This is a genomic window from Enterovibrio norvegicus, from assembly GCF_002876705.1.
Lineage (GTDB): Bacteria > Pseudomonadota > Gammaproteobacteria > Enterobacterales > Vibrionaceae > Enterovibrio > Enterovibrio norvegicus_B.
In genome coordinates, this window is the sequence record NZ_MDAG01000006.1 from 14,837 (window position 1) to 35,758 (window position 20,922).

Consider the following 20,922-nt stretch of genomic DNA (forward strand, 5'->3'; position numbering starts at 1 on the left):
CGCTGCTTATAAATAGGGCGGCATTGTAGCCGCCCTGTTCGCATTGAGCCAGACCCAGATAGACACCTTATACCTTGCTGGTGCCTTACCGATCCCTTGCCTACGCCATGCTTAGTGTTGGTTCGGCACCGAATCAAACGGTTCGGACGATGGGATACCTGCATCTGCCATGTCCCCATTGTCGAAGCTCAATGTTCTGGTTGGGAAGGCAAAGTCTGCGCCATGTCCATGAACAATCTCGACAATCTTAAGCATCACGTCTTGTTTTACTTCGTGGTATTTCGCCCAGTTGACGGTTTTGGTGAAGGTGTAAATAAAGAAATTCAGCGATGAGCCTGCAAAGGCATCAAAGTTCACCATCATGGTGGCACGCTGTTCGATGTCCGGATGGGCTTCGAGCATTTTCTTCACGTCAGCGACCACCACCGCCATTTTGTCTGCGTCTTTGTAGCGCAGGCCAAAGGTTTCATTGATGCGGCGATTCTGCATACGAGACGGATTCTGTACCACGATGCTGCTGAACACGGAGTTCGGTACATAGATAGGACGGCTTTCAAACGAGCGGATCATCGTCATGCGCATACCAATGCGTTCCACCGTGCCTTCAATGTTTCTGTCCGGCGAGCTGATCCAATCACCAACGCTAAATGGGCGATCGAAGTAAATCATCAAACCGCCGAAGAAGTTCGACAAGAGATCTTTGGCCGCCAAACCGACGATTAAGCCCCCCACGCCACCGAAGGTCAGTAACCCTGTCAGGCTAATACCAAACTCTTGCAGGGCCGTCAGCACGCCGACAACGGCGAGCAATAAGCGGAAGATATGCCCCATGGCAGACACTGTGGTCTGATCGCGGGTTTCCGAAGTCATCAGGTAGGCTTCTACCTTGTTGACCAAGCGCAGCAAGATCCATAGCACCACGCCAAACAACATCACGCGACGTGATATCGCAAGCCAATCTGTGCTGGCCTTGCTGGTGACTTCCAGCAAGCTATCTATGGCATAGCTCGATGGCCACAACCAAATCAGCACACTGATCGGCACGCTCACCGATTGCAACACAATGGTGTCCCATTCTGTCTTCGTGGTTTTCGATACCGACACCAATTTGCCAAATACCACTTTCCAGACCAACCAAGAAAACGCAGCTGCCGCAAGCAGCAGCGCAATGTGCTCTAGCCAATTCCAGTTGAGGCCTTCGGAACTTGTTCGCCACCATGCTAAAAAGCGATCCACAGAAATCTCCATTACATCAGATAGGTATATCTAGGTTACTTAGATATTGTCTTAGAGTGGGAGGGTATCAAAAAAAACGCTAACCTCGGTCAGCGTATTTTTAAGACATGCGTGAAGTAACCGTTATAAACCAGCAAACGCCACAAAAAAGAGTGAAACAACCAAAGCGAGTACAAGGGCGGTCGAAAGGATAAACAGGTGTCGGACTTTATTGCACTTGGCAATAAACGCATCATCGTGATGGTGGAGGTATTCTTGACTTCGAATGTAATGATAAAGCCGCTTCTGCCGGCTAATGTCGCCTTGCGAAGAAAAGAAGTTATTGTTGCCGCGGTGCATTTGTTGGTAGAGCAGCGGATTGGCTTCGCGCATCATGCTGAGCAGCGCGCGCAGTGAACTGAAATAGCGCAGAATGTTTGCCAGTGTCACGAAAAAAATCGCAATAATTAATGCGTCTCCGCTCATGGTGTCATCTCCCATCATAAAACTTCGGTGGGGGCCCATGGCGAAGACGCTAGCAATCAGGTCTTAAGCCGCTGGGCTATCCATCACAGAAGTGGACTCTTGTTTGGCCATTTCAGCCAAATCTTTATCAATGAAGAACAGGGCTTTTCCGTCTTCCCCTACGAGCTCAATCTTGTCCAAGATCCCTTTGAAGAGTTTCTCTTCTTCATGTTGCTCTGCGACATACCACTGCAGGAAGTTGAATGTTGAGTAATCCTGCGATGTGAATGCCACATGCGCCAAATGATTAATCCTTTGTGTGATCAGTTGTTCGTGTTGGTAAGTTTCACGGAACACTTCACCTAACGACTCAAACTGATGGCGCGGCGCTTCAATCGTGCCCAAAATTGGCAGTGCACCCGTCTCGCTTACGTATGTAAACAGACGTTGCATATGCTCCATTTCTTCTACGGCATGCTTGCGCAAAAACTGAGCCGCACCTTCGAAACCTTTGTCTTCACACCAGGCGCTCATTTGTAAGTATAGATTTGATGAAAAAAACTCCAAATTAATCTGTGCATTGAGCTGGTCGATCATCGGTTTTGCTAACATGCTATTGTTCCCTGTTTTCAATCTAATATACCCAAACAACCTGAAAATGCTCGATGTTGGACGTCTTGAATGTTCTCAATTCTTCGAGGCAAATTCTTGTAGTGATGATCATTCTCCCTACCTGATGGTCACTTTTCAACCCCATTAATGTTGGAGACGTATAAACTTCTACTATGCGCTTCAGCAGTGAGATCTACACGACAGTCTTGCCGCCGAGACAGTGCTAATTTCTGATCAGGTTTCAATGTTTTCCCACCCCGAAAGGGGCTGACTTTAGGAGTGAAGCCATGGGCTATAAACACATTCTGGTTGCCGTCGATCTCTCTACCGACAGTGAAGTGTTAGTGCAAAAAGGCGCTGCATTGGCTGCGCCACTCGGGGCAAAGCTGTCCTTGATTCATATCGACGTGAACTATGCACAGCTCTACACCGGTCTGATCGACATCAACATGGTTGAAGTGCGCCATCGCATGGCGGAAGAAGCGCAAGCACAGCTCAATGTGCTGGCAAAACAATCGGGCATTCCCGTTACCCACACCTTTGTAGGCAGTGGCGATTTGGCAGATGAAATCACAGAATCGATTTCTAACTTCGGCATCGATTTGGTGATTTGTGGGCACCATCAAGATTTTTGGAGCACTTTGATTTCTTCCGCTAAGCAGCTCATTAATCGCACCCCTGTCGATATGCTCATGGTGCCGCTGCCAAGTTAAGCCTTCACCAAGGCGCGCGTTCGCGCCTTCCCCGTCGCTCATCCGTCCAGACTGACGTTACCGACACGTTGCCGTGATTTACAGTACAATGGCGGCAACTTTCACGGATAGAGCACATCATGGGATACCTTTCGTTCATCACCCTTCTTTGGGCATTTTCTTTTAGTTTGATTGGCGTTTACCTCGCCGGACAGGTCGATGGCTACTTTTCAGTGGTGAGCCGTGTCGCGCTCGCCGCTCTGGTCTTTTTGCCTTTCTTGCGCTTAAAGGGCATTCCAAAACCTTTGATGCTTAAACTGATGGTGATTGGTGCCATTCAGCTTGGTTTGATGTACTGCTTCTACTATCAATCCTTCCTCTATCTTTCAGTGCCTGAGGTGCTGCTGTTCACCGTATTCACGCCGGTGTATGTCACGCTGACTTACGACATCATGCATCGCCGTTTTTCACCGTGGTACTTGATGACCGCCCTACTGGCAGTGCTCGGCGCAGTCGTGATTAAGTTTGCCTCGGTGAACCCGAACTTTATGCTAGGTTTTTTGGTCGTTCAGGGCGCAAACCTCTGCTTTGCAATCGGCCAGGTGAGCTACAAAGTCGTGATGGAAAGATCGCAGGTCGATGTGCCGCAACACACAATTTTTGGTCTGTTTTATCTCGGCGCACTCTGCATCGCGGTGCCCGCATTTTTGCTGTTGGGTAACCCAGAGAAGTTGCCGACAGACACCCATCAATGGCTGATTTTGGCGTACCTCGGCACAGTGGCTTCAGGGTTGGGCTATTTCCTTTGGAACAAAGGCGCAACAATGGTAAACGCCGGGGCGCTGGCGGTGATGAATAACGTTCTCGTGCCAGCCGGCATTGTGGTGAACGTGTTGATTTGGAACCGCGACGCGGATTTGGTCACTTTGGCTATCGGCGGTGCAGTGATTTTGCTTTCACTGTGGATCAATGAAACCTGGGTGAAGAAAAAGATCATGGCAACTTCTGCCGCGTAATGCGCACAAGCCACCCATGACGTAGACATAAAAAAACACCGCCAACGGGCGGTGTTTTCATGTCAACGAGATGTGCGAATCAAAGAAACGCAAACGCATCGGCAAACAAATGATCACGTTCAGCGCCGCGTTCATTACAGAACATCTCACGCGCTGCGCCTGCCATTTCAAAGCGCCCTGCAATGTATACGTCGTAGGCTGACAATGACACGAAATCGGTCATTACGGCTTCCAACACATTACCGACCTTACCATTCCACCCTTCCGGCGCATTTTCAACGACAGGAATGTAGTTCAGCTGGCTGTTTTTCAATGCCAGTGCTTCCATCTCATCATTCGAGTAAAGCTGGCTAAGGTCACGGCCACCCCAATAAAGGAAAATGGGCTGCGAGAAGTTTTGGCTAAGGCAGTGATCAACCATGCTACGCACATAAGAAAAGCCAGTACCGCCCGCGATCAAGATCAACGGACGCTGACGTTCTTCACGCAACCATGCGTCGCCATGCGGCGCTTCAATCAAGAAAGAATCGTCACCTTTCTCTAGCGTTGCTTTCGCTGCGGTTACCACGTCGAGCGCGTAGGCATTCTCTTCTGCCGCACCGATGTGCAATTCAAGCTCATGGCCGTTTTGACGGCATGGGCTGCTCGCAATCGAGAACGGGCGCTTGTCTTTTTCACCAAGCACTGCCAACAGGTATTGTCCGGCTTTGTAGCTCACCGGCGCTGCTGGCTTTAATAAAATTCGATAAGTGTTATTGGTCAGTGACGACACTGACGTAACTTCACATTTAATAGTCATCGCTTTCCTCAAAACTAACCACCAGATCACTGCATGGTATGGCTTGGCAGGCAAATATCCAGCCTTGTTGTTTCTCTTGCTCAGTGAGCATTGGCTCGAGGTGATAGTTCACTTCACCTTTTTGCAAACGGCATAAGCACGTTGCACAAGCACCGATCTGACAACGGTTAGGAAATGGTACACCAGCGTCGAGCGCACCTTGTAATAGTGTCTTATTTGCAGGCACCTCAAATTGGGTGCCAGCGGGCATCAGGTGTACCACAAACATGCCTTAAATTCCCAACTTGCCCCAGATTTCATCGACCTTTGCGACGATTTCCGGATCTTTTGAAATGGGTGTCCCCCACTCTCGTGTGGATTCTCCCGGCCATTTATTGGTGGCATCTAATCCCATTTTAGACCCGACATTGCCAGACAGTGACGAATTATCAAGGACGTCATCAGGCATATTGTCGACCATCAGGGTATCACGGGATGGATCCATTCGGGTGGTAATCGCCCAAATCACATCGTTCCAATCGCGAATATCGACATCATCTTGATCGAATACCATCACGAAGTTGATATCTGCAACCTGTTCAAATTCAGACCAAATCCCTTTCATGATGCGTGGTCCATCACCGAGCGCTGATTTATTGATGGTCACCAACGCCATACGGTTCGCTGCCGCTTCGGTTGGTAAGTGAAGATCAACAATTTCAGGGTACGCCACTTTCAGTGCGCGAATGCTCGCGGCAACGCGCTCTGAGTCGGGTTCAACATCAGAAACTGTCGCGGAATTGGCAAGCTCTGCGTCCCATTTGATGGTGGCATCCAACCCCATCTTGGAGCCAAGGCCCACTACAGGGGAAGCAAAATCGAGGGAGTCGATAGGCGTGTTCTCAATCATCACGGTATCGCGCTTCGGATCCATACGGGTCGTCATCGCGTTGATCACACTGCCCCAATCACGGGTGTTCACGTCTTCATCCACCACAATCACGTACTTGGTGTACATAAATTGGCGAAGGAAAGACCACACACCCATCATCACGCGCTTGGCATGCCCTGGATATTGCTTCTTCATGCTCACAACCGCCATGCGGTATGAGCATCCTTCAGGTGGCAAATAGAAATCAACAATCTCAGGGAATTGCTTTTGAAGAATCGGCACGAACACTTCATTAAGCGCAACACCCAATACCGCAGGCTCATCCGGTGGACGCCCTGTGTAGGTACTGTGATAAATCGGTTTCTGACGCATGGTGATGTGCGTAATGGTGAACACGTGATGACTTTCAACTTCATTGTAGTAGCCCGTATGATCGCCATAAGGGCCTTCGTCTGCATATTCGGTTGGGTCAATGTACCCTTCCATCACGATTTCCGCGCTTGCTGGCACGTCTAGCGTGTTGCTGATGCTTTTCACCACCTCGGTCTTACTGCCGCGCAGCAAGCCCGCAAAGGCGTATTCAGACAAGGTGTCAGGCACTGGCGTAACCGCACCAAGAATGGTCGCAGGGTCAGCACCAAACGCAACAGACACAGGGAAAGGTTCGCCCGGATGGGTTTCCATCCAATCGCGTAAATCTAACGCACCGCCACGGTGAGCGAGCCACCGCATGATGACTTTGTTCTTGGCGATCTTTTGTTGGCGATAGATACCGAGGTTCTGGCGCTTCTTGTTTGGTCCTTTGGTCACGGTCAAACCCCATGTGAGTAGCGGGGCAACGTCGCCCGGCCAGCAACTCATCACTGGGATTTTATCAAGGTCAACGTCGTCGCCTGTCCAAACAATGTCCTGACACGCGGCTTTACGCAGCTTTTTGGCAGGCATGTTCAGTACTTGTCGAAACACGGGGAGTTTGTCGATCGCGTCTTTAAAGCCTTTCGGTGGCTCAGGCTCTTTCAAGTAAGCCAGTAACTTGCCCACTTCTCTAAGCTCTTTCACTTCGTCCCGTCCCATGCCCATTGCAACGCGCTTTGGCGTGCCAAACAGGTTCGCAAGAACAGGTATGTCATAACCAATAGGGTTTTCGAACAACAATGCAGGGCCGCCAGCACGCAGCACGCGATCGGCAATTTCCGTCATTTCTTGATCAGGGCTTACGGGTTGTGCAATGCGTTTTAATTCACCGACTGATTCCAAATAGTCGATGAACTTACGTAAATCGGTAAATTTCATAACTTTCTCGGGCGAGGTGTTGTGGGTTGATTATAACGAGATGAACACAGTCTATCCGTGTCCAATATACTGAAATTCTGCCGTTTTGGATTACCCTGCGGCGAGGTCGAGGCCTTTTTCGATATTTCGATGCGTAACCCCCGTCGTGCTCTCCAACATGTCTTCCAGCCATTGCGCATGACCTTTCTTCGCAATCATTTCAGCAATGCCTTTCCCTCGTTGCCTGTCACTGAGTTGCTTCAGTAAAAATGCTTTTACGTCATCAGGTAACGGGCGCAACCCTGCCAACTGACGGGTCGCAATATTACGCAACAACGGGTTCACACTCGCCGCGATCATTTGAGAGATTTTATCTTCTGTCACTGGCGGCATATTCAACAATTGCAGCTGTTTCAAACTATGGCTGTCGGTGCGGCGACGCCATAACAGGTTGTACAGGGCTGGATCGCCGGTTTTATAAGCCAGTGCACCCAGAACTGCATTGTCTGGGGTCCACACCATGTTTTTGTCAGCAAGGTACAGCGTGACCAGCTTTTCCACGTTTATCGACGTCATCTGAGAAATCATGCCGACCAACGCATCACGACGCAGTGGATAATCAGACGAGGTGAAAGAAAGCCATGTCGACAAAGAAAGCTCGTTGTATCCCAACAAACGCCGCACTTCATCTTGAAGCAGTTTCACTTCCCAATGATTGAGTACCCAGCGGGCCTCTCCTGCAAAATTGAAGGCCGGTATCGTGACCCAATAACCATCACCTTGGCTTTTTACTAAGTATTGAGGCTGTTGGTGGCTGAGCTTAACGAGAAACTTTTCGCGCTCTGGGGTCATATTTTCGAAGTTACCAGCACGCCTGGCGAGCACTGTCAGTGCTTCTTCGTGAATTAATAGCGGGAGTGTTTTGAGGTAAGCGGTGAGTTTATCAAACTCATTGGCATCGAAGATTTGAATGGCATGCATCACCGACGTGACAGATTTTGGGCTAGCCATGGAATCAGAGACTTCACAAGCAGATACCGTAATCGCATGCACCGATTCCGTTTCAAAATCGGAGATTTCACACGAAGACATTGGGATCGCTTGGACAGCACTTGAGAGCAAGCACATCACGAAAATGAACCGTTTTACTATCGAATCTTTCATCCCAGAATCCTGAATCAACACATCCCAATGTGCTGAGTATCTCGTTGCTTCGCTCAATTCTGAGGATGAATCTCACGTTTGGCAACTGATTAGGTTGTTAGCAAATATGTTTAAGATACAAAAAAGCACCGCTAGGCGGTGCTTTTCCTCTCAAAACAAAACGTCGTTATGATTTCTGACGACGCATTGCTTCAAAGAACTCTTCGTTGGTTTTGGTCATCGCCAGCTTATCCAGAAGGAATTCCATGCCATCGATTTCGCCCATAGGGTGAACAATCTTACGCAGGATCCACATCTTCTGTAGCTCGTCAGACTTCGTTAGAAGCTCTTCGCGACGGGTACCAGAACGCGTGAAGTCAATCGCAGGGAAGACACGCTTCTCAGCAATCTTACGAGACAGGTGCAGTTCCATGTTACCTGTACCTTTAAATTCTTCGTAGATAACTTCATCCATTTTCGAGCCTGTATCAACCAGCGCTGTTGCGATGATGGTCAAGCTACCGCCTTCTTCAACGTTACGTGCAGCACCGAAGAAACGCTTAGGACGATGCAATGCGTTCGCATCCACACCACCAGTCAGTACTTTGCCTGAGCTTGGTACCACGGTGTTGTAAGCACGCGCCAGACGTGTAATCGAATCCAGAAGGATAACGACGTCTTTTTTGTGCTCAACAAGGCGTTTAGCTTTTTCGATAACCATTTCCGCAACTTGTACGTGGCGGCTTGCTGGTTCATCAAAGGTAGAGGCAATCACTTCACCTTTAACAAGGCGCTGCATCTCGGTCACTTCTTCTGGACGTTCGTCGATAAGAAGTACCATCAGCTCACACTCAGGGTGGTTGTAAGCAATGCTCTGCGCGATGTTTTGCAGCAACATGGTTTTACCGGCTTTCGGCGGTGCAACGATCAGACCACGTTGACCTTTACCGATTGGCGATGCCAAATCCAGCACACGGGCTGTGATGTCTTCGGTAGAACCGTTACCACGCTCCATCACCATACGCTCGTTAGCGTGCAGTGGTGTCAGGTTTTCAAACAGGATCTTGTTGCGGGCATTGTCAGGTTTGTCGTGGTTAACTTCGTTCACTTTCAACAGTGCGAAGTAACGCTCGCCATCTTTAGGCGGACGGATTTTACCTGAAATGGTATCGCCGGTACGTAGGTTGAAACGGCGAATTTGACTTGGCGATACATAAATATCGTCAGGACCCGCAAGGTAAGAGCTGTCTGCGCTACGCAGGAAGCCAAAACCGTCCTGAAGAATTTCCAGCACGCCGTTTCCAAAAATATCTTCGCCACCTTTCGCATGTTGCTTCAAAATCGCAAAGATAATGTCTTGTTTACGGAGGCGGGCGAGATTCTCAAGGCCCATAGTCTTTTCGCCTAAGGCGACCAGCTCAGATACGGCCTGATTCTTCAGTTCGGTAAGATTCATAGTGGTAGGTGTCTTGTCAGTCAAAGTTGAGGTCTGATTTAATTAGAGTGTATATGATCACGGGTGTGAACGAGAAATGAACAGATGAACAATTTACGTGCAATAAATTAGCACCAGAATAGTGAACTGTCTAGCAGATGGAAGAATTAAGCCGTGTCCAGGGTGGTACACGGCTTCTATGTCACATTACAGGTTTGCGTCTAGGAACTCTTTCAATTGAGTTTTAGACAGAGCGCCAACCTTAGTTGCTGCAACACCGCCGTCTTTAAACAGCAGTAAAGTCGGGATACCACGGATACCGAATTTAGGTGGTGTACCCGCATTCTGATCGATATTCAGTTTACCGATAGTGACTTTCCCTTCGTATTCTTCTGAGATTTCATCAAGAATCGGGGCGATCATTTTACAAGGACCACACCATTCAGCCCAGAAATCTACTAGTACAGGGCCAGCTGCTTTAATAACGTCAGCGTCGAAACTGTCGTCAGTCAACTGCAAAATCTTGTCGCTCATCTTCCACTCCAATGATTGCTTTTTGTCACTGGCGATATACCAACCAGTAAATCATCACACTATTTGAATGTATTCACTATCGTATTGCAAGCCTAAGCTGATATTCTATGCGGATGAAAATGACGCATCTCACAGAGCAGAAATTTGCCGACTTCGGTCTACACGCCGATGTTATCAAAGGTTTGGAAGAAAAAGGGTTTCATAATTGTACCCCTATTCAAGCCTTGGCATTGCCGGTCCTGCTCACCGGCCAAGACATTGCAGGACAGGCCCAAACGGGTACAGGTAAGACACTGGCGTTCCTGACTGCTACTTTCCATCACTTGCTAACGACTGAGGCACCCGCTGATCGTAAGAAGAATTGCCCACGCGCCATCATCATGGCACCGACGCGTGAACTTGCGATTCAGATCTACAACGATGCTGCCCCTCTGCTAGCCTCAACCTCGCTAACCGCAGGCCTTGCCTACGGCGGCGAAGCGTACGACAAACAAAAAGAAGTGCTGGAAAACGGCGTTGATATTCTTATCGGCACCTGTGGTCGTATCATCGACTTCTACAAACAGCGCGTTTTTGACCTAAGTGCCATCCAAGCCGTTGTGCTTGATGAAGCTGATCGCATGTTCGATCTTGGCTTTATTAAAGACATTCGTTTCTTGTTCCGTCGCATGCCTGCACCTGCAGATCGTCTGAACATGCTGTTCTCTGCAACGCTGTCTTACCGCGTTCAAGAGCTGGCGTTTGAACACATGACAAACCCAGAACACGTTGAAGTGGAACCTGATCAAAAGACAGGTCACCGCATCAAAGAAGAACTGTTCTACCCGTCGAACAACGACAAAATGCGTCTGCTTCAAACCCTCATCGAAGAAGAGTGGCCAGAGCGTGCGATCATTTTCGCAAACACCAAACACCGCTGTGAAGACATCTGGGGCCACTTGGCAGCCGATGACCTTCGCGCTGGTCTGTTGACGGGTGATGTTCCTCAGAAAAAACGCGTCAAAATTCTGGAAGAGTTCACCAAAGGCAACGTTGATATTCTTGTGGCAACCGATGTTGCGGCCCGTGGCCTACACATTCCTCAAGTAACACACGTCTTCAACTTTGACCTACCTGACGACTGTGAAGATTACGTGCACCGTATTGGCCGTACTGGTCGTGCTGGCGCAAGTGGTTCGTCAATCAGCTTTGCGTGTGAAGAGTACGCCATCAACTTGCCTGCGATCGAAGAATACATCGACCACGCAATCCCTGTTTCCGAGTACGATGAAAGCGCATTGATGACCGAGCTACCTGCACCGATTAAAGTGCATCGCCCACGTCAAGTGAACGGCCGTCGTAACACCAATGGCAAATCTGGCTCACAGCCACGCAGCCGTGGTCGTCGTCGCCCGCAACAGGCCAACAAAGCGTAATTCGCTCAGGGGTAACACAGCATGGAAAACGCGCGTTCGCCCCTGTACGCTGCTATCGACCTAGGCTCCAACAGTTTCCATATGTTGGTGGTTCGAGAAGTTGAAGGCAGCGTGCAAACGCTGGCAAAAATAAAACGCAAAGTCCGCCTCGCGGCAGGGTTAGATAGCCAACGTCACCTCAGTGATGAAGCCATGCAACGCGGCTGGGATTGCTTATCCTTGTTTGCCGAACGTCTGCAGGACATCGACACCAACAATATCCGCATCGTCGCAACTGCCGCCCTTCGCAGCGCCAAAAACGCTGACATTTTCATTGCCAAAGCCAATCGCATTCTTGGTCACCCTATTACGGTCATCAAAGGTGAAGAGGAAGCGCGCACCATTTATCACGGTGTCGCACATACCTCTGGCGGCAAAGGAAAACGTCTGGTTGTCGATATCGGCGGTGCAAGCACTGAACTGATCATTGGCGAAGGCTTTGATGCCGCCGCCCTCACTAGCCTTGATATGGGTTGTGTAACCTGGCTAGAGCAGCACTTCAAAGACCGTTCACTCACGGAAACGAGCTTTAAAAGCGCGATTGAAGGGGCGAAGCAAGTGCTTCAACCGATCGTTGCGCGGTATGGTGAGTTGGGATGGGACATCTGTGTTGGCGCAAGTGGCACCGTTCAAGCTTTGCAAGAAATCATGATTGCACAAGGCATGGATGAAGTAATCACCCTCGCCAAACTGCACAGATTGCGTCAGCAAGCCATTGGCTGCCACCAGCTTGAAGAACTGGATATTGATGGTCTCACACTTGAACGTGCTTTGGTCTTCCCGAGTGGTTTGTCGATCCTTATCGCCATTTTTGAAGAACTGAACATCGAGTCCATGACGCTGGCTGGCGGCGCACTGCGCGAAGGCTTGGTCTACGGCATGATGAAAAGCATGCGCAAGAAAGATATTCGAAAGCGTACGATTGAAAGCATACAGTCGCGTTACCAACTCGACACAATGCACGCTCAACACGTTGCTGATACCGCCGAAAATCTGCTCACACAATGTGGGGAAGAATGGGTATCAGAACCTATCGCCAAAGACATGCTGATCACTGCCGCCCAGCTACATGAACTCGGCATGAGCATTGGCTTTAAGCAAGACGGCGAGCATACCGCATATCTCATCAAGCATTTGGATTTGCCCGGTTTCACCCGCGCACAAAAACAATTGCTGGCTGAAATGCTGCGCCACTATCGCGAACAACTGCATGGCGTAAGTGCTCAAAACGCGCTTTCCACCTTCAGTGCAAATCGCTTGCTTCGAGTCCTGCGCTTGGCCGTTATTCTCTGCCATCGTCGTGACCAATCAGCGATTCCAGGTGTTACATTGAAGGCGTCTGCAAAGGCATTAACCCTTTCTCTGCCAACCAATTGGCTAACAGAAAACCCGTTAATGTCGGCAGAACTTGCACTGGAAGCGCAGCGCCAATGCGATCACAACTGGCCGCTCACTGTGTCTTAATTGATTGATTCACAAAATGCGCAGACAAAAAAGCACGGCAATAGCCGTGCTTTTTTACACATGATCACGCGTTAAAGCGTGATCACGAACTGCGCAGATACACCAACTTGGTTTTCTTCTTCGCCATAATAAGCACCCAAGTCAAAGCCAAATGCACCGAACGGTTTAAAACCAATGCCAGCCGTGATCGTATCACTCGCATAGTCGGTCATACTTGCGCTATAGCCTGCACGCAATTGCGCCCAATCCCAAGCATTCAGCTCTACACCTACACGAGCAAATTGCGTTTCATGTTCAACTTCACGGAAAAAGCGCGTTTTCGAAATGTCGTAGTCCGCCGCAATGGTAACAACGCCATTACTGTAAGCCGCACCTACTGTGTATTTTGGCTCAACCAAAAACGTCGCTTTTGAGCCGTAGCTTTGATTGGTTTCTAACTCTTGTGCAAAGATATTTTTAGCTGCAAAACCTAGGGTAATTGAGTCAGTCGGCAAATAGCTCACGCCAAAGTCTGCATTGAATACCGTTTTCTTTTGATATTCAGAACCCAAATCAAACTCGTCTTCTTCAAATCCACTGACGGTATTTTTATAGTTAACCGCAACGATGTGTTGTGCCTTTGGCGTGGCACCAACAGATAAACGTTGGCCTTCAAACGGTAACTCAATCGCACGAGCTAAAGTAATACCGGCATCGACAGTACCACCCATCATACCTTGAACGGTAGATACCATATTGTCTGGGTTTGGTTGACCTTGTAGATCATCCTCAGCAACATCAGAAAGCGCGATTGTCGCAACATTTGCTTGAACAAAAACATTCATGCTCAAGTGCTTGTTTGGAATTGCAGCCGCCAAACCAATACTTGTGTCGACATTTAGTTGTCCATTATCAATGGCTCTCAACGCCTGTTTCCATTCGTCCTGAAGCGCAAGGTTATCAGGCATATTCTCTAGCGCTTCATCAACATCCTGAAAATGGTCGATTTTATTGTATAAATCATCCCCATCATGGACGCCCGCGCCAATGGATAGCAAGAAACCAAAATCGTCAGACCCAGAGTAATTTACCGCCTGAGCAGGGTTATGAAATGGCGCCATCAAATAAGACGACGAAGCGACCCCTGTGCCTCCCATCGCTAAAGAACGAGAATCAGACACACCGAATGCGGCTGCAGGTAATGAGGTAATAATAAGGCCGATCGCCAAAGTTAAACGCGCTTTCTTTATTTGTTTCATTCTAAAACCATAACCATATGCAACATTTTATTCTTCAAACAAGAACAAAGAGAAACTATATGAATTTTTATACACAGCTCTTTTAGCCACTTCGCCAATGCGCAATAATTGACCAAAAAAAGGCTGTGATTTATTCATAAGCATTGGGAATATATGCATTTAATGAAGGAATATCACTAAATTTCATCATTCATTAATTTCTACACCACTCTCAACTATCCATAAAAATATGCATTTACTTATAATTTAATCAAAACGATAATCCGCCACACAAAATACAAATGGCAACATTTTATAAAAGAGGCGTTATGGTAACTATCCCAAAAAAGCAGGCTGTACTTGCGCTTGCTATATCTTCCGCACTTGCTCTATCAGCATGTGGCGGCAGTGATGACAGCGGCACATCAGGCGGTGGCAATATTGGCGGCGGTGGCGGTGCAGTTCAGCCAGGTGGCGTGATCATTACTGCAATGGATGGTTACCTAAAAAATGCGCTTCTGTGTGCGGATGACAACGGCAACGGCATTTGTGAAGCCAGTGAAGTAATTAAAGATTCAGACGGTAACGTTCTGCTAACCGATGAAAGCGGCCACATTGATGCCGAAATCAACCAAGCAGATGAAAAACGTCTTGAAACTTCAGCTCGCCTTATTGCAACAGTACAGTCTCTAGATGCTGATTCCGAAATCATTACTGAAGACATGGACTTACCCGGTCAAGCGATGAAGGCAGTAACTTTTCGTGCGCCAGCAGGTTCTGAAATTGCCAGCCCAATTACAGACTTGGTTGTATCTAAGATGCAATCAACTGACACTGCTGAAGGCCTTTCAAAAGAAGATGCAGAGAAAGCGGTGATCGAATCTCTAGGTGGCCTAAACACTGAGGGAGAGCTTAGCCAAGACATTCTTTACAGTGATTACATTGTTGCGAAAGAAACGGGTGACGATGCAAGCAAAGAGTTGGCTGCAAAAATCCATAAAACTGCGCAAATCCTAACTGAAACGAAAGCAAACGCATCGTCTGACGAAGCGTTTGACGCACAGTTGGACCAAGTTGTTGAAGCAACGGTTGACGCAACAGCGACAATGAAACCAGAAGAACTGGAAGACGAAACGTACAAGCCATATGTGCCTGTTGTTGAAGAGCCAACTGAGCCACCGGTGATCGTGACCAACTTCGCGGTTACATTCAACGCTGAAAATATTAAAGCGATTACCGCTCAGTTTACTGAAAACGGCGCCTTCTACGGTGACACCGAAAAATGGCTAGATTACTCAGTGCAGATTGCAGACGTTCAAGTACTGGTAAATGATAGCGACGCAACCACTCTAGGTAAGCAAAACACCGTTATCATCGCTAACACAAAAGCGTTGGAAGAGAAAAACATCGCTGTAAGCTTGAAAGATGGCGAACTGGCTATTTCACGCTCAGATTCATCTAAAGATGTTGCCGCAGGCACTTACAGCATTCAGCTTGCATCTAACGACTTGAACAGCAAAGGTGAGGCACTGTCTTCATTCGTTACTTCTGCAACTACCGTTGATTTCGTGGTAAAAAACTTCAACTACGCACCCGTTGTAAACACCGCAAAACTGGATCAAGTGCAGAAAGCATTCGACGCAATGAAGCTAGAAGTCGGCGTTCCGGTAAACAAGACGTTCAATATTGAAGGTCTGTTCACTGATAAGAACGGTGAATACGACATCACCAGCGTCGGCCAATCGTACCAAGCGAATGGTATTGAATATATGCTGGGTGAAGGGGACTTTTCGCAGCTTATCGCGACTGGCACACCAGAAACCGCGATGGACGCCACCATTTTGACCGTTTTTGCGTTCGATAAAGGCGGGCTGAAAGCTGAAGCAGAAATCACGATTCCAAAAGTGACGTCTGTTACACCAAGCGAAATCAAAGATGTCCTGGTCGGTTCAGGCAAAACTTGGTACCGCTGGAATGGTGAGCAAGATTACAACGAAGCCGAGCAAACAACCTACAACTATGCAAACTGTATGGCGTTCCGCTTTGTAGAGAGCAGTGATCCTAACTCGGGCACAGTTTTGTTTGCTGAAGGCGAGCAATGCCCACAAGAGTCTGATGTCACTAAACAAGATGGTACTTGGGAAATTAATGAAAGCGGCCACCTGATTTGGTCGCTACCAGGTGAAGGCAACCTGACTCTCACTCGCGTTCTTACTCAACATGAAAATGATGCCCGCGAGCCTCGTGTAACCGCATTTGAGCTTGAGCAAAAGACTGCTCTGACGCGTGAGTCGAACGGCTATGTGGCCATTAAGACCAATTCCTTTGAAAGCGGCTTTACGCTGTTTAAAGGTCAAGTATCTGCAAATACATACTGGAATGATGCGAGTGGTAGTATTTGGGTAAACGGTAAAGACGTAGCCATCGACCTGTCTGCACAACATGGCCAATTCACCGCTAACGAGCTATTTGATTACATTGACGTAGATCTGTACTTCAATGGCATGCAATGTTCAGAGCTAGGACTCGTAGCAAACGAACACGGTACTTTTGAACCAACATTCCCTGGTTCTCGTTACGACTGGTTCCGTATCACTGGCGAAGCACTGAACGGCAATGCGTTCTACTTCAATGCTTCAGATAAGGGCTTCAAAGCATTCCAGTCTGGCAACGATTGTGCTGTGAACCTTGATATTACCGAAGCGATGGCAACATCAGCGGGTGCAAACTTCAAGGCAGGTCAAGCACTGACAGCTTACGGCTCAGAAGCGTCAAACATTGGTGATGAAGAGTTCATCATCAACACCTTTATCGACCGTGATTTTTCTATCCAACCTAAAGAAGACCTGATTATTTCTGAAACGGGTTTCTTCTTTGTTGATGGTAATTCAGTGAGCAATGTTTACCGCACTGAGAAAGGTGGTAAAACCGTATTCCTAGAACAGGGAATGGAATTGCAAAACGGCAAGTGGAGTGATTGGTCTCCGTTTGGTGACTCTCAACTGATTACTCAATACGTAGCAACAAACGGCCACCACGCTTACCAGTTCTTTAATGAGGGTGATCATTACAACTCTGATGAGTCTTTCACCATCTGGTCTGATGCAGTAAATACTATGCACGGCAAAGACACTGGCAGTGACGAAGTTTGGGATCAAAAGATCTTCTTCTCACTAGAAGAAGCACAAGCTGCTGTAGAAGCGGTACTGAACTCAGAAATCAACTTCGTTGGCACCACTTGGCGTGAAACCTTCGTCACTGAAGGAAGCGAAAACAGGGAACATGCAGACATGACTTTCTCAGTTGAAGGTGTGAACTACCAAGCAAGCCAAGAAGACCCTGAATTTCCAAATGGATTTTACTCTTGGGCAGATTACACTGGTGGTGAACCTGTTGATCTACCATGTTTGTATAACGACGATCACACATGTAACTATCAAGAGTTGAACGCTCACTATGACTACGAAGAAGGCGTTCATTGGGAATGGGATCCTTTGACTGACAAAAACAAAATGTGGCGCCACAAAGGTCGACATGAGTCTGTTTGGACTTTAGTTAAGTAATCTCAAGTCATGTATATTAAAAAGGCGACCAATCGGTCGCCTTTCTTCTTTCTAAACACTGAAGCTTAGAAGCTCCAAAGCAACTGAACACCTGCACTGTAGTGCATGGTGTCGCCCTCAGGGACAACCGCGCTGTAGCGCTTATCGTCAACGGTGATCACAACACTGTCGCTCTCGCTGCGATTTTCATAGGTTGCGGTGACAAAACCGCCGATGCTAACACCTGGATAAACGCGATATGACACCCCCGCTTCCATCGAGCCCCGGTAGCCTGTTTCATAGAATGTTTGGTCTTCCAAACCCGCAGCCGTATTGGTGGTATAGCTCCACACTGGCACACCTACAATCGCACGAAACTGGTACTGCCAAGGGCTTGCGTTGTGTAATGTACCCGTATCGTAAACAATACCCATGTCTAAGAAGATATCTGTTGACGTCTCTTCCCACGTATTCGTGAAGAACTCGTGTTGACCTTCAGGTAACTCACGAAAGCTTTCTTTACCATAGCGTTTGTGGGTTTGATAGCTAAATGCAGGACCTGCTACAACACGCCATTCTGGTGTCATCTTGTAGTGCAGTAGCGCATTGGTAGACGCGCGAAGGTACTGATATTTATTGGTTTGCATCAGCCCAGCAGCATCATGCCACTCTTCTTCTGCGCTACCTGGCGAAAAAGTAGCTAAGGCTTCTAACGAGAAATCGAATTTCTCATTCACGTAGTACAAACCACCCGTATTAATCACTGGGCTCATGACAGTGACTGAAGATTCTATGTTTGGGTATTTTTCGTCATAAGTCACATGCTCGAAACCACCGCGGAAATACGAGTATCCGCCTTTTGCTTCTTTCTCTGCCGCGATAACCTGCGGAGCAAAACCACTAGCCACTGCGAACGTCACTGCCGACGCTAAAACCGCCTTTTTCATTGTTGTATATTCCAACTATCTTATTGTTTATAAATGCATTTGAAATCCATTCGCATTATACAAACTCAGGCAGTCTTTAGTTTTTCAGGCAGAAAAAAAGCACGCGATTCGCGTGCTTTTTCTGCCGAACGATTACTTAGTCAGCAATACCACTATGACGCAGCAATGCATCAGGCGATGGCTCGCGGCCACGGAAGCGTTTGAACAGCTCCATTGGCTCTTCACTGCCGCCACGCTCTAAGATGTTTTCTAGGAACGATGCGCCCGTTTCGGTGTTGAAAATGCCTTCTTCTTCGAAGCGGCTAAACGCATCGGAAGACAGCACTTCTGCCCACAAGTAGCTGTAGTAACCCGCACTGTAACCACCCGCAAAGATGTGGCTGAAGGCATGAGGGAAGCGATTCCACTCTGGCGATTTCATCACAGCGACTCGGCTCTTGATACTGGCCAGTGTTTCCAGCACTTTCGCCCCTTCTTCTGGGTCGTAAGTGGTAAACAAGGTGAAATCAAACAGCGCAAACTCTAGCTGACGCAGCAAACCCATCGCGGATTGGAAGTTTTTCGCTGCCAGCATTTTATCGAGCATGTCTTTTGGCAGCGGTTCGCCTGTCTCGAAGTGGCCAGAAATGAACGCCAGCGCGTCTTCTTCCCAGCACCAGTTCTCAAGGAACTGACTTGGTAGCTCTACTGCATCCCAAGGTACACCGTTAATGCCTGACACGGATGACTCATCCACTTGCGTCAACATGTGGTGAATGCCGTGACCAAATTCATGGAACAGCGTCACCACTTCGTCATGCGTGAACAGCGCCGGTTTGCCGCCAATCGGTTTGTTGAAGTTACACGTTAGGTACGCGACTGGGGTTTGTAACTCACCAGATTGCGTCACACGACGGACACGACACTCGTCCATCCATGCGCCGCCGCGCTTATGTTCACGGGCATACAAATCCAGATAGAAGCTGCCACGCAAGGTACCTTTTGCATCGAAAATGTCGCAAAAGGACACAGATTCATGCCAAACTTCCACACCGTCACGGCGTTTCACGTCCATGCCGAACACGCGCTTCAATACTTCGAAAAGACCTGCTACGACCTTTTGTTCAGGGAAGTAAGGGCGGAGCTCTTCATCTGAAATGCTGTATTGGTGTTGCTTCAATTTTTCTGAGTAGTACGCCACATCCCAAGGTTCGAGCGCTTCAACACCAAAATTGTCTTTCGCGAATTGCGTTAATGCTTGGAAATCTTGCTCACCTTGTGGATGCGCTTTGTCGACCAGTTCATTCAGGAAGGTTAAGACCTGATCCGTCGAGCTCGCCATTTTGGTGGCCAGTGACAGTTCGCTGTAGCTTGCAAAACCCAGTAGGCGGGCAATCTCGTGAGAAAGCAGCAGTGTTTCGCTGATAAGGTCAGTGTTATCCCACTTGCCTGCATTCGGACCACGATCAGAAGCGCGTGTACCGTAGGCTTCGTAAAGCTCTGCTCGTAGTTCACGATTATCACAATACGTCATCACTGGCAGATACGACGGAATATCGAGCGTGAGTAAATAACCGTCGAGTTCTTTCGACTCCGCCTGCGCTTTTGCAGCCGCAATGGCAGATTCAGGCATGCCCGCAAGTTCATTTTCCTCGGTAATGTGCTTGCTCCAACCCATGGTGGCATCTAAGACATTGTTCGAGAAGTTTGAGGAAAGCTCTGAAAGACGTTTGCTGATCTCTCCGAAACGGTGCTGTTCTTTTTGGCCTAGCGCGATGCCTGAAAGCTCAAAGTCGCGCAGCGCATCGGTAATGGTTTTCTGTTGAGCAAGGGTGAGAGAAGCAAAATCATCACGCCCTTTAATGGCTTTGTACGCATCATAAAGCGGCTTGTGTTGACCGACCCACGTCGAGTAATCAGACAACAGTGGCAAACACGCTTCATACGCTTCACGCAACGCCTGGCTGTTAGCGACGGCATTGAGGTGCCCAATTGGCGACCAAACGCGACTTAAACGATCATCACTCTCTGCGAGCGGCACGCAAATGTTGTCCCAACTTGGATCGGTGTTGTTTTCCAGTACCGCTTCAACAGCAGCACGGCAATCGGCAAGCACTTGCTCAACCGCAGGTTGCACATGCTCTGGTTTGATATCAGAAAATGGCGGTAAATCTGTAAACGACAATAGCGGGTTGGTCATTGCGGGTTCCTTTCTCTCTCAGATATGTCTTATTTATGGCGGTAAATAGGTGGGTTTTCAATGCT

Annotated in this window: 17 protein-coding genes; 5 read left to right on the top strand and 12 right to left on the bottom strand. The window is 48.3% G+C overall.

The genetic code is table 11. From position 1 onward, the window contains the following. Positions 1–111 precede the first annotated feature (111 nt). The 3 genes from BCT27_RS02950 to ftnA all read right to left on the bottom strand — a co-directional run bounded on the left by BCT27_RS02950 (position 112) and on the right by ftnA (position 2,292). Complete coding sequence (locus BCT27_RS02950; RefSeq protein ID WP_102394989.1) at positions 112–1,236, bottom strand: mechanosensitive ion channel family protein; 1,125 nt, start codon at positions 1,234–1,236, stop codon at positions 112–114. 123 nt (positions 1,237–1,359) lie between these two features. Next, positions 1,360–1,701: a universal stress protein UspB gene (gene uspB, locus BCT27_RS02955; RefSeq protein ID WP_017009461.1), complete on the bottom strand. Its 342-nt coding sequence runs from the start codon at positions 1,699–1,701 to the stop codon at positions 1,360–1,362. Positions 1,702–1,764: 63 nt separating this feature from the next. Continuing rightward, a complete protein-coding gene (ftnA, locus tag BCT27_RS02960; protein WP_017009460.1) occupies positions 1,765–2,292 on the bottom strand; it encodes a non-heme ferritin in 528 nt (175 codons plus the stop codon). A 287-nt stretch (positions 2,293–2,579) separates the two neighbouring features. Here ftnA and BCT27_RS02965 point away from each other — a divergent pair, with 287 nt between their 5' ends. Next, positions 2,580–3,005 (top strand): universal stress protein, encoded by a 426-nt coding sequence (locus tag BCT27_RS02965; RefSeq protein WP_102317660.1) that lies wholly within the window; start codon positions 2,580–2,582, stop codon positions 3,003–3,005. A 119-nt stretch (positions 3,006–3,124) separates the two neighbouring features. Further along, the gene (locus BCT27_RS02970) at positions 3,125–4,000 is read left to right on the top strand and encodes a carboxylate/amino acid/amine transporter (RefSeq protein WP_102317661.1); all 876 of its coding nucleotides are present in this window, start codon (positions 3,125–3,127) and stop codon (positions 3,998–4,000) included. Between the two features lie 79 nt (positions 4,001–4,079). Here the strand turns inward: BCT27_RS02970 and fre are convergent, their stop codons facing one another. The 6 genes from fre to trxA all read right to left on the bottom strand — a co-directional run bounded on the left by fre (position 4,080) and on the right by trxA (position 10,054). Next, a complete protein-coding gene (gene fre, locus BCT27_RS02975; RefSeq protein WP_102317662.1) occupies positions 4,080–4,799 on the bottom strand; it encodes an NAD(P)H-flavin reductase in 720 nt (239 codons plus the stop codon). Further along, the gene (locus BCT27_RS02980; RefSeq protein ID WP_017009456.1) at positions 4,789–5,067 is read right to left on the bottom strand and encodes a 2Fe-2S iron-sulfur cluster-binding protein; all 279 of its coding nucleotides are present in this window, start codon (positions 5,065–5,067) and stop codon (positions 4,789–4,791) included. Before BCT27_RS02980 ends, fre begins: the two co-directional genes overlap by 11 nt. A 3-nt stretch (positions 5,068–5,070) precedes the next feature. Next, on the bottom strand, positions 5,071–6,963 hold the full coding sequence (gene ubiD / locus BCT27_RS02985) for a 4-hydroxy-3-polyprenylbenzoate decarboxylase (protein ID WP_102394990.1): 1,893 nt from the start codon (positions 6,961–6,963) through the stop codon (positions 5,071–5,073). A 90-nt stretch (positions 6,964–7,053) separates the two neighbouring features. Next, positions 7,054–8,106 (bottom strand): hypothetical protein, encoded by a 1,053-nt coding sequence (locus BCT27_RS02990; RefSeq protein ID WP_241905174.1) that lies wholly within the window; start codon positions 8,104–8,106, stop codon positions 7,054–7,056. A 166-nt stretch (positions 8,107–8,272) separates the two neighbouring features. After that, positions 8,273–9,541 carry a transcription termination factor Rho gene (gene rho, locus BCT27_RS03000; protein ID WP_017009452.1) on the bottom strand — a complete coding sequence of 423 codons (1,269 nt, stop codon included), beginning with the start codon at positions 9,539–9,541 and terminating at the stop codon, positions 8,273–8,275. Positions 9,542–9,727: 186 nt separating this feature from the next. After that, positions 9,728–10,054: a thioredoxin TrxA gene (gene trxA, locus BCT27_RS03005; RefSeq protein WP_017009451.1), complete on the bottom strand. Its 327-nt coding sequence runs from the start codon at positions 10,052–10,054 to the stop codon at positions 9,728–9,730. A gap of 113 nt (positions 10,055–10,167) precedes the next feature. Between trxA and rhlB the strand changes: the two genes are divergently transcribed. Together rhlB and gppA are read left to right on the top strand one after the other, a co-directional pair. After that, on the top strand, positions 10,168–11,469 hold the full coding sequence (gene rhlB / locus BCT27_RS03010) for an ATP-dependent RNA helicase RhlB (protein ID WP_026024530.1): 1,302 nt from the start codon (positions 10,168–10,170) through the stop codon (positions 11,467–11,469). Positions 11,470–11,490: 21 nt separating this feature from the next. Next, complete coding sequence (gppA, locus tag BCT27_RS03015; protein ID WP_102394991.1) at positions 11,491–12,972, top strand: guanosine-5'-triphosphate,3'-diphosphate diphosphatase; 1,482 nt, start codon at positions 11,491–11,493, stop codon at positions 12,970–12,972. A 71-nt stretch (positions 12,973–13,043) separates the two neighbouring features. Here the strand turns inward: gppA and traF are convergent, their stop codons facing one another. Beyond that, on the bottom strand, positions 13,044–14,210 hold the full coding sequence (gene traF, locus BCT27_RS03020) for a conjugal transfer protein TraF (protein ID WP_241908492.1): 1,167 nt from the start codon (positions 14,208–14,210) through the stop codon (positions 13,044–13,046). 308 nt (positions 14,211–14,518) lie between these two features. Here traF and BCT27_RS03025 point away from each other — a divergent pair, with 308 nt between their 5' ends. Then, positions 14,519–17,752 (top strand): hypothetical protein, encoded by a 3,234-nt coding sequence (locus BCT27_RS03025; RefSeq protein ID WP_102394992.1) that lies wholly within the window; start codon positions 14,519–14,521, stop codon positions 17,750–17,752. Positions 17,753–17,817: 65 nt separating this feature from the next. Here BCT27_RS03025 and BCT27_RS03030 read toward each other — a convergent pair whose 3' ends face one another. Continuing rightward, positions 17,818–18,678 (bottom strand): hypothetical protein, encoded by an 861-nt coding sequence (locus BCT27_RS03030; protein ID WP_102391307.1) that lies wholly within the window; start codon positions 18,676–18,678, stop codon positions 17,818–17,820. A gap of 136 nt (positions 18,679–18,814) precedes the next feature. Further along, a complete protein-coding gene (gene prlC, locus BCT27_RS03035) occupies positions 18,815–20,857 on the bottom strand; it encodes an oligopeptidase A (RefSeq protein WP_102394993.1) in 2,043 nt (680 codons plus the stop codon). Positions 20,858–20,922: the final 65 nt, after the last annotated feature.

Coding starts and splice junctions, on each gene's coding strand:
- BCT27_RS03030 (WP_102391307.1), bottom strand. CDS start 18,678: ATGAAAAAGGCGGTTTTAGCGTCGGCAGTGACGTTCGCAGTGGCTAGT.
- trxA (WP_017009451.1), bottom strand. CDS start 10,054: ATGAGCGACAAGATTTTGCAGTTGACTGACGACAGTTTCGACGCTGAC.
- rho (WP_017009452.1), bottom strand. CDS start 9,541: ATGAATCTTACCGAACTGAAGAATCAGGCCGTATCTGAGCTGGTCGCC.
- rhlB (WP_026024530.1), top strand. CDS start 10,168: ATGAAAATGACGCATCTCACAGAGCAGAAATTTGCCGACTTCGGTCTA.
- BCT27_RS02990 (WP_241905174.1), bottom strand. CDS start 8,106: ATGAAAGATTCGATAGTAAAACGGTTCATTTTCGTGATGTGCTTGCTC.
- uspB (WP_017009461.1), bottom strand. CDS start 1,701: ATGAGCGGAGACGCATTAATTATTGCGATTTTTTTCGTGACACTGGCA.
- ftnA (WP_017009460.1), bottom strand. CDS start 2,292: ATGTTAGCAAAACCGATGATCGACCAGCTCAATGCACAGATTAATTTG.
- prlC (WP_102394993.1), bottom strand. CDS start 20,857: ATGACCAACCCGCTATTGTCGTTTACAGATTTACCGCCATTTTCTGAT.
- traF (WP_241908492.1), bottom strand. CDS start 14,210: ATGAAACAAATAAAGAAAGCGCGTTTAACTTTGGCGATCGGCCTTATT.
- BCT27_RS02965 (WP_102317660.1), top strand. CDS start 2,580: ATGGGCTATAAACACATTCTGGTTGCCGTCGATCTCTCTACCGACAGT.
- BCT27_RS03025 (WP_102394992.1), top strand. CDS start 14,519: ATGGTAACTATCCCAAAAAAGCAGGCTGTACTTGCGCTTGCTATATCT.
- ubiD (WP_102394990.1), bottom strand. CDS start 6,963: ATGAAATTTACCGATTTACGTAAGTTCATCGACTATTTGGAATCAGTC.
- fre (WP_102317662.1), bottom strand. CDS start 4,799: ATGACTATTAAATGTGAAGTTACGTCAGTGTCGTCACTGACCAATAAC.
- BCT27_RS02980 (WP_017009456.1), bottom strand. CDS start 5,067: ATGTTTGTGGTACACCTGATGCCCGCTGGCACCCAATTTGAGGTGCCT.
- BCT27_RS02970 (WP_102317661.1), top strand. CDS start 3,125: ATGGGATACCTTTCGTTCATCACCCTTCTTTGGGCATTTTCTTTTAGT.
- gppA (WP_102394991.1), top strand. CDS start 11,491: ATGGAAAACGCGCGTTCGCCCCTGTACGCTGCTATCGACCTAGGCTCC.